At 74.3% G+C, this 17,990-nt stretch carries 13 protein-coding genes; 4 read left to right on the forward strand and 9 right to left on the reverse strand.

Annotated elements, in window-relative coordinates; translation table 11 throughout:
• Positions 1 to 98 precede the first annotated feature (98 nt).
• Together AC3EUV_RS36775 and AC3EUV_RS36780 are read right to left on the reverse strand one after the other, a co-directional pair.
• A complete protein-coding gene (locus tag AC3EUV_RS36775) occupies positions 99 to 3,596 on the reverse strand; it encodes an ATP-dependent helicase (protein ID WP_432146999.1) in 3,498 nt (1,165 codons plus the stop codon).
• A gap of 225 nt (positions 3,597 to 3,821) precedes the next feature.
• Positions 3,822 to 4,211, reverse strand: coding sequence for an MGMT family protein (locus AC3EUV_RS36780; protein WP_432146998.1), 390 nt, complete (start codon positions 4,209 to 4,211; stop codon positions 3,822 to 3,824).
• A 188-nt stretch (positions 4,212 to 4,399) separates the two neighbouring features.
• Between AC3EUV_RS36780 and AC3EUV_RS36785 the strand changes: the two genes are divergently transcribed.
• Positions 4,400 to 7,417, forward strand: coding sequence for a lysylphosphatidylglycerol synthase transmembrane domain-containing protein (locus AC3EUV_RS36785; RefSeq protein ID WP_432146997.1), 3,018 nt, complete (start codon positions 4,400 to 4,402; stop codon positions 7,415 to 7,417).
• Between the two features lie 97 nt (positions 7,418 to 7,514).
• Here AC3EUV_RS36785 and moeZ read toward each other — a convergent pair whose 3' ends face one another.
• The 7 genes from moeZ to AC3EUV_RS36820 form a co-directional block, all read right to left on the reverse strand.
• Positions 7,515 to 8,693 (reverse strand): adenylyltransferase/sulfurtransferase MoeZ, encoded by a 1,179-nt coding sequence (moeZ, locus tag AC3EUV_RS36790; RefSeq protein ID WP_435604795.1) that lies wholly within the window; start codon positions 8,691 to 8,693, stop codon positions 7,515 to 7,517.
• A 96-nt stretch (positions 8,694 to 8,789) separates the two neighbouring features.
• Positions 8,790 to 8,966 (reverse strand): hypothetical protein, encoded by a 177-nt coding sequence (locus AC3EUV_RS36795; RefSeq protein ID WP_435604796.1) that lies wholly within the window; start codon positions 8,964 to 8,966, stop codon positions 8,790 to 8,792.
• Between the two features lie 43 nt (positions 8,967 to 9,009).
• Entirely contained in the window at positions 9,010 to 9,969 is a 960-nt protein-coding gene (locus tag AC3EUV_RS36800) for an NAD-dependent epimerase/dehydratase family protein (RefSeq protein WP_042148342.1), read from the reverse strand.
• Between the two features lie 256 nt (positions 9,970 to 10,225).
• Positions 10,226 to 11,452 carry a hypothetical protein gene (locus AC3EUV_RS36805; RefSeq protein ID WP_435604797.1) on the reverse strand — a complete coding sequence of 409 codons (1,227 nt, stop codon included), beginning with the start codon at positions 11,450 to 11,452 and terminating at the stop codon, positions 10,226 to 10,228.
• A 214-nt stretch (positions 11,453 to 11,666) separates the two neighbouring features.
• Complete coding sequence (locus AC3EUV_RS36810) at positions 11,667 to 13,571, reverse strand: DUF3492 domain-containing protein (protein ID WP_435604798.1); 1,905 nt, start codon at positions 13,569 to 13,571, stop codon at positions 11,667 to 11,669.
• Positions 13,572 to 13,791: 220 nt separating this feature from the next.
• Entirely contained in the window at positions 13,792 to 15,090 is a 1,299-nt protein-coding gene (locus tag AC3EUV_RS36815) for a DUF3152 domain-containing protein (RefSeq protein ID WP_435604799.1), read from the reverse strand.
• Between the two features lie 152 nt (positions 15,091 to 15,242).
• Positions 15,243 to 16,265 carry an alpha/beta fold hydrolase gene (locus tag AC3EUV_RS36820; protein ID WP_432146992.1) on the reverse strand — a complete coding sequence of 341 codons (1,023 nt, stop codon included), beginning with the start codon at positions 16,263 to 16,265 and terminating at the stop codon, positions 15,243 to 15,245.
• 170 nt (positions 16,266 to 16,435) lie between these two features.
• Between AC3EUV_RS36820 and AC3EUV_RS36825 the strand changes: the two genes are divergently transcribed.
• From AC3EUV_RS36825 to AC3EUV_RS36835, 3 genes are all read left to right on the forward strand, one after another.
• Positions 16,436 to 16,654 (forward strand): hypothetical protein, encoded by a 219-nt coding sequence (locus tag AC3EUV_RS36825; RefSeq protein WP_432146991.1) that lies wholly within the window; start codon positions 16,436 to 16,438, stop codon positions 16,652 to 16,654.
• Between the two features lie 148 nt (positions 16,655 to 16,802).
• Positions 16,803 to 17,444: a TetR/AcrR family transcriptional regulator gene (locus tag AC3EUV_RS36830; RefSeq protein ID WP_085925102.1), complete on the forward strand. Its 642-nt coding sequence runs from the start codon at positions 16,803 to 16,805 to the stop codon at positions 17,442 to 17,444.
• Between the two features lie 190 nt (positions 17,445 to 17,634).
• Positions 17,635 to 17,862, forward strand: coding sequence for a DUF3107 domain-containing protein (locus AC3EUV_RS36835; RefSeq protein ID WP_018089430.1), 228 nt, complete (start codon positions 17,635 to 17,637; stop codon positions 17,860 to 17,862).
• Positions 17,863 to 17,990: the final 128 nt, after the last annotated feature.

The raw sequence follows: 17,990 nt of genomic DNA on the forward strand, positions 1-17,990 counted from the left end.
ACCCACCAACAACCCCGCCCGCCGCAGGCGCAACGGCGAGAAACCACCACGGCGGGAAAGCCGAAAACGCGGGAGGGCCGCCCAGGCGCAGCGGAAGGTCACTCCACGACGTGCCGCCCCTCCGGCTGGGCGCTGCACGAGGCACGGAAGGTGCAGTGGGTGCAGTGGGTGCCGGTGGTGGGCGTGAAGCGTTCCTCCAGCACCCGGCCCGCGGCGGTGGCCAGGAGCTCCCCGATCCACTCGCCGTCCGGTGGCGGCTGCGCCTGGACGGCGGGCAGGGTGTCGCCGCCTTCCTTCTGGGGTGCGCCCAGCCGCAGATGGACGAGTTCGGCGCCGCCCGGTTCGGGGGTGCGGCCGTCGAAGGCAGCGTCGACGGCGCCTTCGCGGACCGCGAGCTGGTAGACGGCGAGCTGGGGGTGGCGGGCGACCTCGGGGCCGGTCGGTTTCTGTTTGCCGGTCTTGAAGTCGACGACATAGGCGCGGCCCTGCGCGTCCTGGGAGACGTGGTCCATGCTGCCGCGGATACGGACCTCGTGGGCGCCGGCCCGGAGGGTGAGGTCGAAGCCGTGCTCGGTGGCGATGGTGTCCCGGCCGCGGGTCTCGCGCTCCATGACGTGCCAGCGCAGGAAGCGTTCCAGGGCGGCGCGCGCCTGGTCCTTCTCCTGGCGTGACTTCCAGGGGGCGTCGAAGGCGAGGGCGTCCCATACGGAGTCCAGGCGTTCCATGAGGACGGTCAGATCGGCGGGGGTACGGCCGGAGGCGACCTCGTCGGCGAGCACATGGACGACGTTGCCGAAGCCCTGGGCGGCGGTGGCGGGGGTGTCCGCCTTGACCTCGCGGCCCAGGAACCACTGGAGGGAGCAGGTGTTGGCGAGTTGGTCGAGGGCGCTGCCGGAGAGGACCACGGGGCGGTCGCGGTCGCGCAGCGGGACGCTGCTGTGGGTGGGCTCGTGCAGGCCCCACCAGTTGTCGGGGTGGGCGGCCGGTACCAGGGGGTAGTGGTCGTCGTCGTGCAGCGCCGCCAGTTTGGCGAGCCGCTGGGCGGCGGCTTCCCGCAGGGCGGGGGTGGCGGCGGGGTCGACGGTGGTGGCGCGCAGTTCGGCGACCAACGCGGCCACCGCGAGGGGGCGGCGGGGGCGGCCGGTGATGTCCTGGGGGGTGACGCCCAGTTCGGTCAGGAAACGGGACGGCTGGTCGCCGTCGTCGGCCGCGGCCTTCACGGCGGTGACGACCAGGCGGTCCCGGGCGCGGGTGGTGGCCACGTAGAACAGCCGGCGTTCCTCGGCGAGCAGGGCGCCCGGGGTGAGCGGTTCGGCCAGGCCGTCGCGGCCGATCCGGTCGGCTTCCAGGAGCGAGCCGCGGCGGCGCAGGTCGGGCCAGAGCCCTTCCTGGACGCCGGCGACGACGACGAGCCGCCATTCCAGGCCCTTGGCCCGGTGGACGGTCATCAGGCGTACGGCGTCGGGGCGGACGGCGCGGCGGGTGAGGGTGTCGGCGGCGATGTCCTGGGCGTCGAGTTCCTCCAGGAAGTTGAGGGCGCCGCGGCCGCCGGTGCGTTCCTCGGCGCGGGCCGCGGTCTCGAACAGGGCGACGACGGCGTCCAGGTCCCGGTCGGCGTTGCGGCCGGCCGCGCCGCCGCGGTGGGCGGCCCGCTCCAGGCGCTGCGGCCAGGGGGTGCCGTCCCACAGCTCCCACAGCGCCTGCTCGGCGGTGCCGCCGCCGGCGAGCAGTTCGCGGGCCTTGCGCAGCAGCAGGCCGAGCCGCTGGGCGCCGCGGGCGTAGGCGGGGTCGTGGGCCACCAGGCGCTGGGGTTCGGCGAGCGCCCGGGCGATCAGTTCGTCGGAGGGCCGCGGCAGTGGTTGTCCGGCGGCCCGTTCCTCCTCCCGCAGGGCACGGCCCAGGCGGCGCAGGTCGGCGGAGTCCATCCCGCCCAGGGGGGAGGCCAGCAGGTCGAGCGCGGTTTCGGCGTCGAGCCGGCGGGGGGCGCCGGGGGCCGGGGCGGCGCCGGTGGTGGCGTCCGCGGCGGGCTCCTCCGGGCTCGGCCCGTCCTCTTCAGGAGTGCCCTCAGGGGACACGGCCCCGCCGGGCTCACCGCCGTCGGCCGGCTCCTGGCGGAGCGCCGCCCGGGCCGCCGCCCGGAGGGCCGTCAGCAGCGGGGCGACCGCGGGTTCGTGGCGCAGCGGCAGATCGTCGCCGTCGATGTCGAGCGGTACCCCGGCGGAGGTGAGCGCACGGCGCACGGCGGGGAGCGAGCGCCCACCGGCGCGGACCAGGACGGCCATCTCCCGCCAGGGCACCCCGTCCTCCAGGTGGGCGCGCCGCAGGATGTCGGCGATGTTGTCGAGTTCGGCGCCGGGTGTCGGGTACGTGTACACCTCGGCGCGGCCGCCGTCCCGTACGGGCGCGGGCTCGCGGTGGGCGCGGACCTTCTGGGCGGGCAGGCGGGTGAGCGGCATCCGGCGGGTGATCAGCCGGGTGGCCGCGAGCAGGGCGGCGCCGGAGCGCCGGGAGGTGCGGAGGACGGCCACCGGGGCGGGGGTGCCGTCGCCGCGCCGGAAGGTCTCGGGGAAGTCGAGGATGCCGTTGACGTCGGCGCCCCGGAAGGCGTAGATCGACTGGTCGGGGTCGCCGAAGGCGACGAGGGTGCGGCCCGGGGAGCCCGGGGTGCCGGTGGCTCCGTGGTTGCCGGCGAGCGCGCGCAGCAACCGTACCTGGGCGACGTCGGTGTCCTGGTACTCGTCGACGTAGACCGCGTCATAGGCGCCGGCCAGCCGCGCCGCGACATCGGGGTGTTCGGCGAGCAGCACGGCGCGGTGCACCAGCTCGGCGTAGTCCAGGACGCCCTGGCCGTCCAGGACGTCGAGGTATTCGGCGAGGAAGGCGGCCGCGGCGCTCCAGTCGGGGCGGCCGGTGCGCCGGGCGAAGGCGCCGAGGGCCTCGGGGCCCAGGCCCAGTTCGCGGCTGCGGGCGAGCACCGCGCGGACCTCGTCGGCGAAGCCGCGGGTGGTCAGGCAGGCCCGCAGTTCGTCCGGCCAGCTCACCTGGGCGCGGCCGGCGCCGGCCAGCTCCGCCTGCCCTTCGAGGAGCTCCCGGACGACGAGGTCCTGCTCGGGTCCGGACAGCAGCCGCACGGGGTCGGCGAACAGGTCGGCGTCCTGGTGGGCGCGGACCAGGGCGTAGCAGAAGGAGTGGAAGGTCGTCGCCTGCGGAATGCCCGCCCGCCGGGCACCGCCGGCCGTAGTGGGAGACCCGTCGGGCTGCCCCTCCAGAACGGCCAGTCGGGCCGCGAGCCGGTCGCGGAGTTCGACGGCGGCCTTGCGGCTGAAGGTGAGGACGAGGATCCGTTCGGGGTCGGCGCCGGCCCGTACCCGGCGGGCCACCGACTCCACCAGGGTGGTGGTCTTGCCGGTGCCCGGACCGGCCAGTACCAGCAGCGGCCCGTGCCGGTGGTCAACCACGGCGCGCTGGGCCGCGTCCAGAACAGGAGGAGCCACCCGCTCCGGCGGGGTGCGCACCAGCCGGTACGCGCCGGTGGCAGCCCGCCGCGCCGCCCGGTGGGGCTGCGTCGGCGGGGCGGCCGAGAAGGAGGAACTCACGTGGATCGCCGGTCCTGAGGAGGTGCTCGTCGTGGTGCGTGGGTGGTGCGAGGGGCCCCCGGACGGACTCCGGAGGAGCGCCGCACGGCGGGCCGCCGGCCCGGGGGACGGTCCGGCGGCCTGGTGCGCGGCGGGGCCGTCGTCGTGACGGCAGTGCCCGACGCTACGCCAGTCGGCACCCGGGCCGCAGCGCGTCCCACGGGCCGTCGCGCTCCGCCCCCGGCGCTAGCTCCGTTGCCCGTCCCAGCGGGCCCGCCGCATGTCGAGCCGCGGTATGTGGTCGTCGGCCGCCTGCGCGGCGGTGCGCAGGGGGGTGCCTTCCTCCCGGTAGTGGGCCAGTGCGCGCAGTTCGCTGCCGGGCAGCAGCCGGCCGTCCGCGCGCACCACCCGCCACCAGGGCACCGCGCCCCCGTAGAGCGCCATCACCCGCCCCACTTGGCGGGGCCCGCCGGCGCCCGTCTCAGGGAGTCCGGCGGGTGGTTCCTCGTCCCGGAGCCACTCCACGACGTCCCCGTACGTCATCACCCGGCCCGCCGGGATCAGCTCGGCGACGGCGAGGACCCGCTCCGCGTAGGGCGGCAGCTCACCCGCCCCTGTCTCTCCGGTCCCACTCATTCGGTCCATCCTGCCGCACGACACCGACAATGGGAGCGGACACAGGGTCCGGTACCCCGCGGAGGTCGGCGGGAAGGCGCCGTCAGCCGTGGTGCGGGGGAGCATGTTCCGCTTCCCGCACCCCCGAAATGCACCCTGATGCCCTCCTCCACCGGTCGGTCGTGCCACCATCTTCCGGACGGTGACTGGTGATACGAGATCAAGAAGAGACGGCCGAGCAGCAGGGTGCAGCGCCTCCACGGGAGGCGGGCGCCCCTGAGGCGCTGGCCGTCGACGCCGCCCGCACCGCGCCCGGACCGGCCGCTGTGACCGAGCGGCCCGAGCGGCAGCAGGCGGCACCACAGGGGAAGCACCAACGGGAGCCGGCCACGGCTTCCGCTACCGAAAAGGCGAGCACGATCGAGAAGGCCGAACGACCCGGGGCGTCCCAGAGGCCGGAAGGGTCCAGGGAGCCCGAGCCAACCGAGGGGCAGGAGGAGGAGCCGGAGCGCACACAGCCCGTGGAGGAGCAGGTCCGGCACGACCAGGGCGAGGAGCAGCCGTCCGGCGCGGCCCGGAGCAAGCCCCGTACGGGCTCGCACCGTGCCGATCTGAGCGCCGACGAACACGGCGAGTTCCATGTCGACCGGGTCTCCGGCGACGAGCCGCTGCTGCCCGCGCGGGTGCACCGGCCCTCCGACCTGATGCGGCTGCTGCTCGGCATCGCCGGGATCGCGCTCGTCCTCGGGCTCGCCACGTTCGCCCACGGCACCACCCAGGGCCTGGAGAACGACATCGGCAGCGGCGCGAAGGCGGCGCCCCCGCTGCTGATCAACCTCGCCGGGCTGACGTCCAGTGTCGCGGTTCTGATCGTGCCGGTGGCGTTCGCCGTCGAGCGGCTGATCAAGCGGGACGGGCTGCGGATCGCGGACGGGGTGCTCGCCGCCGTCCTCGCCCACGGGGTGTCGCTGGCCACCGACCTGTGGGTGGCCGAGGCCGCCCCGCCCTCCATCCGGGACGCGCTGACCCAGACCCTGGACAACGGGGCGCTGTCCGCTCCGGTGCACAGCTATCTGGCACCCGTGATCGCCTATATGACGGCGGTGGGCATGGCCCGGCGGCCCCGGTGGCGGGTCGCGATGTGGTGCGTGCTGCTGCTGGACTCGTTCGCGGTGCTGGTGGGGCGGTACACCACCCCGTTCGCGATCGTCACGACCGTGCTGATCGGCTGGACCGTCGCCTACGGCACCCTCTACGCCGTCGGCTCCCCCAACGTCCGTCCCACCGGCCAGAACCTCCTCGCGGGGCTGCGCCGGGTCGGCTTCCACCCGGTCTCCGCGCTGCGCGCGGAGGACGCCGCCGGCGTGGAGCAGTCCGAGCACGCCGACCGCGGGCGCCGCTACCTGGTCACCCTGGAGGACGGCCCGCCGATCGACGTCACCGTCGTCGACCGCGAGCAGCAGGCGCAGGGCTTCTTCTACCGCGTGTGGCGCCGGCTGTCGCTGCGCGGCATCAATCAGCGCCGCAGTCTCCAGTCGCTGCGCCAGGCGCTGGAGCAGGAGGCGCTGCTGGCGTACGCGGCCATCGCGGCCGGCGCCCACGCCCCCAAGCTGATCGCCACCTCCGAGCTCGGCCCGGACGCGGTGATGCTGGTCTACGAGCACATCGGCGGCCGCAGCTTCGACTCGCTGGCCGACGAGGAGATCACCGACGCGCTGATGCACAGCGCCTGGCGGCAGGTCGAGGCGCTCCAGTCCCGGCGGATCGCGCACCGGCGGCTGGTCGGGGACGCGCTGCTGGTGGACCGGGCCGGCGATATCGTGCTGACCGAGCTGCGCGGCGGGGAGATCGCGGCCGGTGATCTGGTGCTGCGGATGGACATCGCCCAGCTGCTGGCCACCTGCGGGCTGCGGGTCGGCGCCGAGCGCGCGGTGGCCGCGGCCGTCGAAGTGCTGGGCCCGGACGCGGTCGCCGACAGTCTGCCGCTGCTCCAGCCGATCGCGCTGAGCCGCACCACCCGCGCGACGCTGCGCCAGCTGGCCCGGGAGCGTGCCAAGCGGGAGCGGGAGGCGGTGCTGGAGGCGTCGCAGGCCGCCAAGGAGGCGCGGGAGGCCCGGGACGCGGCGGGCGAGAAGGACCGCAAGACGCTCCGGGCCGAGCGGCACGCGGAGAAGCACGCCGAGAAGCGGGCCCTGGACGAGGCGACCGAGGAGGCCCGCGAGGAGGATCTGCTGGCGCAGATCCGCCGGCAGGTGCTGCTGATCCGCCCGGCGGCGGTGATCGAACCGGCGAAGCTGGAGCGGCTCAGCCCGCGCATCCTGATCAGCTGGATCGCCGGCGCGTTCGCGGTCTATCTGCTGCTGTCCCAGCTGACCCACTTCAACTTCAGCGATCTCGTCAGCAAGGCCCAGTGGATGTGGGTGCTGGTCGCGGTGGGCTTCTCGGCGCTGACGTATATCGCGGCGGCGATGAGCCTGCTGGGGTTCGTCACGGAGAAGGTGTCGTTCGTCAGGACGGTCATCGCGCAGATCGCGGGCAACTTCGTGAAGCTGGTGGCGCCCGCGGCGATCGGCGGGGTGGCGCTCAACACCCGCTTCCTTCAGCGCGCCGGGGTCCGTCCCGGCCTGGCGGTGGCGAGCGTCGGCGCCTCCCAGCTGTTCGGGCTGGGCAGCCACATCCTGCTGCTGCTGATCTTCGGCTATCTGACGGGCACCGAACGGACCCCGACGATCTCCCCGTCCCGTACGGTCATCGCCGGGCTGCTGACGGTGGCGGTGCTGGTGCTGGTCGTCACGGCGGTGCCGGCGCTGCGGAAGTTCGTCTCGACGCGGGTGCGGTCGCTGTTCGCGGGGGTGGTCCCCCGGATGCTGGACATTCTCCAGCGGCCCGGAAAACTGGCCACCGGCATCGGCGGGATGCTGCTGCTGACGGCGGCGAACGTGATGTGTCTGGACGCCTCGATCCGGGCCTTCGGCGGCGGCGACACGATCAGCTATGCGAGCATCGCGGTCGCCTTCCTGGCCGGTAACGCGCTGGGGTCGGCGGCGCCGACGCCGGGCGGTGTGGGTGCCGTCGAGGGCGCGCTGTTCGGTGCGCTGACCGTCGCCGGGCTCGCCGGTGATGTGGCGTTCCCGGCGGTGCTGCTGTTCCGGCTGATGGTCTTCTGGCTGCCGGTGCTGCCGGGCTGGCTGGCCCTGACGTATCTGACGCGCAAGGGCGAGATCTGAGCGCGCCGGGCCGGCGGGCGGCCTTATGTCCCGTATGCAGCGCGAAGGCGCCGGTCCGCAGAACACGGACCGGCGCCTTTCGGTTGGTGCGGGAAGCTCAGTAGACCGGCTTCTCCGGCTCGACGGTGTTGACCCAGCCGATGACGCCGCCGCCCACGTGCACGGCGTCGGCGAAGCCCGCGGACTTCAGGACGGCCAGCACCTCCGCGGAGCGGACGCCCGTCTTGCAGTGCAGGACGATCTTCTTGTCCTGGGGGAGGTCCTGGAGGGCGGTGCCCATCAGGAACTCGTTCTTCGGGACCAGCCGGGCGCCGGGGATCGAGACGATCTCGAACTCGTTCGGCTCCCGGACATCGATGATCTCGATCTTCTCGTCGCCGTCGATCCACTCCTTGAGCTGCCGCGGAGTGATCGTCGAGCCGGCCGCGGCCTCCTGGGCCTCCTCGGACACGACGCCGCAGAAGGCCTCGTAGTCGATGAGCTCGGTGACGGTCGGGTTCTCGCCGCAGACCGCGCAGTCCGGGTCCTTGCGGACCTTGACCTGACGGTAGGTCATCTCCAGCGCGTCGTAGATCATCAGCCGGCCGACGAGCGGGTCACCGATCCCGGCGAGCAGCTTGATGGCCTCGTTGACCTGGATGGAGCCGATGGAGGCGCAGAGCACACCCAGGACACCGCCCTCGGCGCAGGACGGCACCATGCCGGGCGGCGGGGGCTCCGGGTAGAGGCAGCGGTAGCAGGGGCCGTGCTCGCTCCAGAACACCGACGCCTGGCCGTCGAAGCGGTAGATCGAACCCCAGACGTACGGCTTGTTCAGCAGCACACAGGCGTCGTTGACCAGGTAGCGGGTGGCGAAGTTGTCGGTGCCGTCCACGATCAGGTCGTACTGCGCGAAGAGCTCCATGACGTTCGTGGAGTCCAGGCGCTCTTCGTGCATGTTCACCGTGACGTACGGGTTGATGCCCAGCACCGTGTCCTTGGCGGACGCGGCCTTGGAGCGGCCGATGTCCGCCTGGCTGTGGATGATCTGGCGCTGGAGGTTCGACTCGTCGACCTCGTCGAACTCCACGATGCCGAGGGTGCCGACACCGGCGGCGGCCAGGTACATCAGCGCGGGCGAGCCCAGGCCACCGGCGCCCACACAGAGCACCTTGGCGTTCTTCAGCCGCTTCTGCCCGTCCATCCCGACATCGGGGATGATCAGGTGGCGGGAGTACCTGCGGACCTCATCGACGGTGAGCTCGGAAGCGGGCTCGACCAGGGGTGGCAGCGACACGGGGACTCCGTTGGTCGGTCTTGACGGGGTTCCCCCCGCCCGGGCCGGGCCGGGAGTGGGGGAGCTTGCACTTCCGTAACACTGCCACGCCCTTCTTCATTCCGAGACACCTGTTCCGATGCGCGAGACGAATTCGTCCCAGTAGCCGGGCAGTGACGCCCCGGCCGCTCCGGCGGTGTCCGCCGTCCCCGCGGCCCGGCGGCCGGTGACGTACACGGCGCCCGCGCGCTCCAGAGGGCAGTCGGCGGTCCAGGTGTCCCAGCAGGCAGACACCGGTCTCACGCAGCCGGGGCGCGGGTGGCCCCGGCCGGGGTGGTCAGATACGGCACGCGGCCTCCATCCAGATGTCGGCGAGGGACTCCTCCAGCTGGATCCGGGGGCGCCAGCCGAGCCGGTCGCGGGCGGTGCGCACATCCGCCTGCTGCCAGGTGCCACAGCCGTCCGGGTACGGGTAGGTGGCGGGCGGCGAGCCGGCGCCCGGGTGCTCCGGGGACGGGCCGGGGATGACCAGCCGGGCGGGCGGGGAGTCGAGTTCGTGCAGGGCGCCCCCGAAGCCGGCGACCCGGGCGAGCACCGACGCGGCCTCCCGCAGCCGGACGGCCCGGCCGGTCCCGATGTTGACGACGCCCTGCGCGGCCGACAGCGAGGCGGCGTGCACCGCCCGCGCCACATCGCGCACATCGACGAAGTCCCGCTGCACCCCGAGCCCGCCGAGCTTGAGCTCGCTGTCGCCGGACTGCATGGCGCGGCGCATCGCCTCGGCGAGCCGGCCGAGCGGCGAGCCCGCGGGGGTGCCGGGGCCGACCGGCGAAAAGATCCGCAGCACCACGGCGTCGAGCCCGGAGCCCAGGACCAGTTCGGTGGCGGCGAGTTTGCTGACGCCGTACGGGCCGCCGGGGCGCGGGACGGCGTCCTCGGCCGTGGAGGAGCCGGGCTGGGAGGGCCCGTACTCGGAGGCGCAGCCCAGGTGGACGAGCCGGGCGCCGCAGCTGCTGCGGCGCAGCGATTCGCAGATGGTGGCGACCGCGACGGTGTTGTGCCGGGTCAGCTCGCGGGCGCCGCCCCGGGTGGCACCGGCACAGTTGACGACGACACCGGGGTGGACCGCGTCGAGGAAGCGGGTGAGCGCCCCGGGGCTGCCGGTGGCCAGGTCGAAGCGGACGTCGGCGTCGTCGCCCCGCCCGAGGGCGGTGAGCTGGACGGCGGGGTCGGCGAGCAGGCGGTCGGCGACATAGCGGCCCAGGTAGCCGTTGGCGCCGATGAGCAGCACCCTCATCGTGCGACCCCCCGGTCCGCGTGGCGTGTGGTGGGCTGGACGTTCATATGTCGTGCTCCTAAGGCGGATCGAGGGAAGCAGGTCGGCTTCGGCCGCGGGGTCGGCGTCCGCCCTGGGGGCGGGGGCCACGTGGGGGGCGCGGTCCGCGGTGCAGCGGCCGGAGCGGCCGTTTCGGGGTGCCGCTCCGGGGGTGGTGCGGGGTGGGGCTGCCCGTGTGGGGGTGCGGGGTCTCGGGGGCCGGTGGTCGTCCGGAGGGTCACGGCCGGTGCGCCTCCGCCGGTCCGGAGGGCGCGGGCCAGTGGGCGCAGGCGCCGGTGAGCGCCTTCAGGCCGTGGACGAGGAGGCCGAGGGCGGCGGCGGTGCAGGCCACGGCGGGTACCACGGCCGGTCCGACCGTGGTGGCCAGCGCCGCGACCGGGGCGTCGACCGGGGGCACGCCGGGGAGCCGGGCGATCAGCACCAGGGCCGGGGCGAGGGCTTCCAGGGCGGCGGCCGAGGCCAGCCCGGCCGCGGCCGCTTCGGGGAAGCCGTGGACGGCGAGCAGCCGGGCGAGGAAGAGCAGCACCCCCAGCGCGGCCGCCGCCCCCAGGGCCAGCGGGTCGCCACCGCCGAGGACCGCCTGCGCGCCGAGGAGCAGCGCCACCAGCGCGCCCAGGAAGAGCAGGGTGACGGCGAGCAGCAACGGCCGTACGCGGGCGGCGAGTTCTCCGAGTCCGCGGCTGGCGGCCAGGACACGGCGTCCGCGCACGGTGAACCAGTGGGCGCAGCCGGCCGCGGGGGCGAGGGCGAAGGCGAGTGCCACGGCGGGGGCGACGGCGGCCCGGGGCGCGGCGGGCGGCAGATCGGGGCCGCCGGCCAGCAGCTGCCCGAGCAGCCAGTCGCCGTACACCGCGTACCCGGCCGTCCAGCCGGCCCACAGACCGGCGGTGCGCGGCCCGGTGCCGTGCCGCAGCCTCAGCGGCCCGGACCGTACGCCCAGCCGGACGGCGAGGGCGAGCAGGACGAGGCCGGAGGCGCCGACGGCGGTGCGTACGGCGGGAGTTGCCGTGGTCACCGAGGCGAGGGCGGCGGCGGCCGCGACACAGACGGCGCCGGGGAGCAGGTGCAGGGCGCCGCACACGGTGCGGGAGCGCCGGGCGGGGGCGGTCGCGTACGGGGGCCCGGCCCCGGGGGCGGCGGCCGGGTCGGCGCGCGGCACCCGGGCGTAGAGCTCCTCGGCCAGCGAGAAGACGTCGCGGTGCCGGAAGCGTGCGGCCGTGCGGTCGGTGACGCCGTGCGCCTCCAGGCCGGCGGCGATCTCCAGCGCGTCGACGGCGTGCGCGCACAGCTCCTGGTGCCGGTGCATCAGCATCCGTACGGGGTCCGCGGGGCCGCGGCGCGGAGGGCGGACGGCGGCGTCCTTGCGCGGGGGCGCGGCGCGGTCGGCGCGGGCCTCCCCCGGGGTCTCCACGGCACCGGTGGCGCCGCCTTCGGGTGTGGTCATGACCCGTTCCCCCGCTCTCCCGTCCGCGCGCAGCCGTTCTGGCCGGGGCGGAGGCGCGCGCTACGGCGCCGGGGCGGGCGGCCGGGGTGGCCCGGGGTGCGCCGGCGGACGCGGAGGGGGACGGCGGGGCGGCCGCCGTGTGCCACATCCGCCATGCCCGTCACCAGTGCCACACCCACGACACCCATCGCACACATCACGTCCAGCACACCGGTCACCATTGCTCTCTCCCTCGCACCGGCCACGCCCGATGGCTCGCCGGGTCGTCCCGTCCCACGGCCTGTCCCACGTCCCGGACGGCGGCCCCTCCCCCGGCCTCACCCGGTACCGCGGCGGGCTGCCCGGCCCCGGACGCCGCCCAGCTCGGCGTCCGGCCGGCCGGCGCGTTGACCGCCCTGGTGGCGGTGCCGGTCGCGGCCCAGCGGCCGGGGACATGGGACTCCGCGGGGCGGGCGAACGGGCGCGGGACCCCGTGCGCGTCCCGGGTGCGGGAGGCGGCCGGGCGGGCCGGGGCGTGCGAGATCAGCTCCAGGTAGATGCCACGAAATGCCGCGATGTTCTGCTCGACGGTGAACAGCTCCAGCGCCCGCGCGCGGGCCGCCGCGCCCAGCCGGGCCCGGCGGTCGGGGTCGGCGAGCAGCGCCGTGCAGGCCTCGGCCAGCGCGCGGGGGTTGCGCGGCGGGACGACCAGTCCGGTGCCGCCGATGACTTCGCAGACCGCGCCGGCGTCGGTCGACACCGTGGCGCGGCCGCAGAACATCGCCTCCACCAGGGAGCGCGGAAAGCCCTCGATGACGCTGGAGAGCACCACTACCGCACCGGCGGCATAAGCGTCCGTCAGGGCCGGTACCTCGGGGCTGCCGATCTCCTCGAAGCTGACCGGGCTCTCGCCGACGGTGCGGGCGTCGGCCGCCTCGTCGGGGAAGAGCTGGGCGGCCAGCGCCCGGCAGTGCGCGAGATACCCGGGCGCCCGCGGATCGCGGCCGGTCCCGCCGATGATCCGCAGGGTGGCCGCCGGCTCGGCCCGGCGGATCCCGGCGAAGGCATGCAGCAGCGCGATGAGGTCCTTGGCGGGCTCCACCGTGCCGACCCACACCAGCGTCTTGGAGTCGTCCGGGGCGGCGTCCGCGACCGCGGCGAACGGGGCGGCGTCCATGCCCGGGTAGACCGTGCGCAGCCGGGCGCGGTCGGCGCCGCAGCGCTCCTGCCAGCGCCGGGCATGGGTGTTGCCGGGGGTGAGCAGTGCGGCCTGGGCGTAGGTCTCGGCGGCCAGCGCGCCCTGGAAGGCGGCGAGCAGCGCGCGCACCGGGATGCTCAACGGCGCGGCGGCGCGGGCCAGGTAGTGCTCGCGCAGCCGGACGCCGTACTCGGTGACCAGGAGCGGGGTGCCGAAGAAGCGCTTGGCCAGCAGTCCGGGGAGGGCGGCCGCGCCCCCGGAGGTGGCATGGCAGAGGTCCACTCCGCCGAGGCCGGGGGTGTGCCGGTCGCCGTACCAGTCCAGGGACAGCGGCCGGAGCGCGAGTTCGAGCTGCGCGGTGACCGCCAGCAGATCGTTGACCTGCGCGCCCTGGGCGGCGGGCAGCGCGCGGGGGCCGTGGCAGACGGCTTCCAGGATGCGTACGGCGCCCTCGGAGTGCAGCAGCGCGGGCAGTCCGCCCTGTTCCCGGGCGAGTTCGGCGAGTCCGTAGAGACCGCTGGCGAAACGGTCCGCCTTCCAGGTCACGGACGTATCGGGGGCACTCGGCGGATCGCCGGCCGGCGGGCCTCCGGGTGGTGCGCCGCGGGCCGGCCCGTCGGGCACCGTGGCGAAGGCCGTCACCAGATCGCCGAACCTCTCGGCGAAGCGGCGCCGTTCGCGGCGGCCGGGGCTGCGGCCCTTGCGCTCCTCGGACGCCCGGCGGTGCCCGGCGGGAAAGTCGCCCCACAGGGGGGCGCGGCGTACCAGGCGTACGTGTTCCGGCAGTGCGGTCCGGGGCCGCGCCTCCTGGCGGGCGTCGGCGCTCAGGGCGTAGACCTCGAAGTCATGGCCGGTGAGCCCACGCACGAGCCGGTCGCACCACGCGTGCGACTCACCGGTCGCATCCGGATAGCCACCCTCGGTGAGCAGTCCAATACGCATGAGTGCACCCCCGTCCCTCCCTGTCGGCGTCCTGGTGTGCCGGGCGACACGGCCGCCACCGGCAGGAAGAAGCTATGCAAAGGGGCAGGCGGTGCGATGGACGGTTGTCCATCACACCACCGGAAGGGGTGAAAGCACGTAACTTTCCGCCCCTAAGGGCGTTTCTTCGCGCTATGTGAGTGCGGGAACCCTCCCCGGCGCGCCGGGCACCGGGGTCCGCTCACCGCTGGGTGGGGAACGGCCAGGAGTTGGGCCGGCAGGTCGCCCCGTCCGTCGTCAGGAACTTGGTCTGCTGCATCATCACCGGGGCCAGGGCGCCCGTCTTGGAGCAGAACTCGTGGTTGTGCCCGAGCCGGTGGCCGACCTCGTGATTGATCAGCATCTGCCGGTAGGCGTGCATCTTGCCCTCGCCGTAGGTCCAGGCGCCCTGGGCCCATCGGAAGGCGTTGATCATGACCCGCTCGGTCGCCGCGGAGTCACAGGAGACATTGTCCTCCCGGATGTCGAGGTCGGACTTGTCGCACCACTTCGCGGTGGTCCCCGGACTCGCCAGCGTGATCACGAAATCGGCGTCGCCGGACCCCACCCGCTGGAAGGCCATCTTCCCGCCGTGGGCCCAACTACGGCTGTCGTTGAGGGTCTTGTGCACCGCCTCGGCGAACAGCTCGCCGTCCAGCGGCAGACCCTCCTCGACGTCGACGCGATAGCGCAGCACCTTGCCCTGGCCGGGCGCCCTGGCGTCACCGCCGACCGGCTTGAAGCGGCCGGTGGCCGTCAGCATCTTGTCCAGCGGGAAGACCTGGTTCATCTTCTCGTCGTAACTGGCGGGCTTGGCGTCCTGGGTGGGCCTGGCGTGCGACCGGGATGCCTCGTCGCCGACCCCGTCGGTACGGTCCTCCCCGCTGCGCGGCTGCGGGTCGGCGCCCTCCTTGTTCTGCGCGGCGACCTGGCCCGCGATGACCACGGCGAGCACGGTGGTCACCGCCGCGGCCGCCGCGCCGGTGAACGTCCGGCCCTTGCTGCCCTTGACGGCGCCGTGCCGCGACTCCGCCGCGTCGGATTCCCCGTCCGGGTCCTGGTCCCCGGGGCCGTCCCCGGCCGCGCCGTCCGCGCCGAAGTCCGCCTGCCGGTCCGGCTCGTCGCTCCCGTCCCGGTCGAAGACGACCGAGCGGCCGGTGTACCGCCCGCCGGGGGCCGTCCCGTCCGCGCCGGGCCCGTACGGCCCAGTCGGCCGGGCCGCCTTCCGGGGCGCGCCGGCCCGGAACACATCGTCGTCCGGGTCGCTCGCGGCTCCCGGCCCGCCCGGGAACGTCCGGGCGTCGAAGGCGTCCACATACTCGCGCTTCGGTCCGGGCCCACTGCCCGGTGCGGCGACCGCCGCTGCGCCGGACACCTCCGCACGGGGCCGGGGAATCCGCTGCGCGCCCCGGCCGGGCCCGGCCGGGGAGGCCGGCGCGCCGGGGAACTCGCCCCAGCCGCCGCCCGGTTCGCGCTGTTCGGGATGCCCGCCGCGCACCACATCGCCCTCGAACGGCTCGCGTCGGCGGCGTCCCGGGCCCGGTCCGGACGAGGTGCCCCCCGAGGGGCCGTTACCGGGCGGACCGGCCGTCTCCGGGGTGTCCGTTGCGGTTTCGGGCCGGCCTCTGCGGCTATGGCGTCCCACGGGGTGCGTCAGCTCCTGCCCGCATCGGCGGTCACATCGGTCATGTCACTGTCGAGCAGTTCGCGGACGGCCCGCGCCACTGTCTCCGGGTACTCCATCATCGCCACATGCCCCGCCTCCGGCAGCGTCAGCAGTCGCGAACCGCGGAACGCCGCGGCCGCCCGCCGCGCCATCCGGAAGGAGACCAGGCGGTCGCGCCCACCGTAGACGAGAAGGGTGGGGGCGAGCACTCTCTCTGCCTGACGCCACAAATTATGTTGGCCGCCCAGTGTGTAGGCGTTCACCAAACCGCGTGCCGAACGTTCCATGACCTCCCAGAAGTAGGGAAGTTCCAGCCGTCGCGCGTATTCGTCGACCGCGGCGTTGAACCCTTCCGGGGTGACCCGGCCGGGGTCGCCGTAGCAGAGCGCCAGCACCTCGCGGGTGCGGCGCTCGGGCGTCCAGTCATGGGTGAGCCGGCCGAAGAGCCCGGTGATGCCGGGCACCGCGAGCAGCGCCGTGGGCACCGCCGTCAGCTGCGGGCGCAGCTCGGGCAGCGCCGGGGAGATCAGCGTCAGGGTGCGGACGAGGTCGGGGCGCACGGCCGCGACCCGGGTGGCGGCGGCACCGCCCATGGAGTTGCCGATGAGGTGCACGGGGCCGCGCCCGGCCGCGTCGAGGTAGCGGATGACGGCGCGGGCCTGCGCGGAGACGGAGTAGTTGCCGTCGTCCGGCGGCGGGGAGTGGCCGAAGCCGGGCAGGTCGATCGCCTCGCCGTCCACCCGGTCGGCGAGCAGCGGCATCAGGTCCGACCAGTTCTGTGAGGAGCCGCCGAGGCCGTGGACGTAGAGCGCGGGCTCGCGGTCCCGTCCGGTGCCGGTCTCCGCGCCGCCGTCCTGGAGCGCGGGCGATCCGGCGGGTGCCCGTACGGTCAGCGTCAGGCCCGGCAGGGTCACGGTGTGCACCGTCTCCGCCGCGCCGTGCCGGCCGGGGCCGGCCGGGGGCACCGGGAGAGCGGCGGTCGCGGTGTCCGGCGACTCGGTCGAAGACATGGGTCGATGTTACGAGACGATCACACCCCCGATCGTGTGTCCGCGGTCACACACCGCATCGCGCTGCCGCGGCCGCTCTCCTACGCTCGTAGTCGAGGGCAGCCGCCCCGGCCCCTGCTGTCATGCCAGGCACCAGCCGTCGAAGCAAGCACGCGAGAAAGGGAGCCACCATGCGCGTCGACCCGACAGACCCGGATACCTTCGAGGACGAGAGCGACGCCACCGAGTTCGATGTCGAGGCACCGGAAGCGGACACGGCGGAGCAGTACGCCGACGTCACTCCGCACCACGACGAGCCGCCGGTCACCGTCGACCCGGACTCCGCGAACGAGGCGGATCGCGCCGAACAGGCCCGCGTCGTGGAGCTCAACGAAGACGAATACCGATGACCTGGGGCGTTATGTCGGCTTCCGAAGCCGGGGCCGGGCATAAATTCTGGGCCCGGACCGCGCACAGCCGGGTTACCCAAAAGTACGATGGCGGGCGCGGTGCACCATCTTGTACAGGCCGCATACGGAACGATTTCTGGGAGGCAGCGTGAGCGCCATCGAGCAGACCGAGGCGACGCGCCCGCGGGGCACACGCCTGCCACGTCGAGCCCGGCGCAACCAGCTTCTGGGCGCCGCCCAGGAAGTCTTTGTCGCGCAGGGCTACCACGCGGCCGCGATGGACGACATCGCCGAGCGGGCAGGCGTCAGCAAGCCGGTGCTCTACCAGCACTTCCCGGGCAAGCTGGAGCTCTACCTCGCCCTGCTCGACCAGCACTGCGAGTCCCTGCTCCAGTCGGTCCGCGCGGCGCTGGCGTCGACGACCGACAACAAGCAGCGGGTCGCGGCGACGATGGACGCCTACTTCGCGTACGTGGAGGACCCGGGCGGCGCCTTCCGGCTGGTGTTCGAGTCGGACCTCACCAACGACCCGGCGGTCCGCGAGCGGGTGGACAAGGTGTCGCTGGAGTGCGCCGAGGCCATAAGCGCGGTGATCGCCGAGGACACCGGACTCTCGCAGGACGAGTCGATGCTGCTGGCCGTGGGCCTGGGCGGGGTTTCCCAGGTGGTGGCGCGCTACTGGCTGTCGTCGGAGAGCAAGGTGCCGAGGGACACCGCGGTGCAGCTGCTGACGTCGCTCGCCTGGAAGGGCATCGCCGGCTTCCCGCTCCAGGGCACCGAGCCGCACTGACCCGGTTCCCGCACCGGCCCCGGCCACGCACCGGCCCTGTTCACGCACCGGCCCTGTTCGCTGCGGGCGTGGCCCATGGCGTCCTGTGCATCCCCGTACCGGGCTAATGTGTGCTGCGTACGGCGCGGATCATCGCGCATCCTCCCCCAGCTGACGCTGGGGACCCCCAGACCGTCGGAGGGACAAAGCCGTGGAGGTCAAGATCGGCGTGCAGCACGCGCCCCGCGAGATCATTCTGGAGAGCGGGCAGTCTGCCGAAGAGGTCGAGAGCGCCGTGTCCGACGCGCTGGGCGGCAAGTCACAGCTGCTGAGCCTGGTGGACGACCACGGTCGCAAGGTCCTGGTCCCGGCGGACCGGCTGGCCTACGTGGAGATCGGCGAGCCGACCGCCCGCAAGGTCGGTTTCGGCGCGCTCTGAGCACGGGGCGCCGGCCGCGGCGCCCACAAGGTGACAAAGGCGGCGGCCCGGAGAATTCCTCTCCGGGCCGCCGCCTTTTTCCGTGTCGCTTCCGCTCGGCCGCGGCTCCCCCCCCCCACCCCCGAACC

It is taken from the genome of Streptomyces sp. bgisy130, assembly GCF_057708345.1.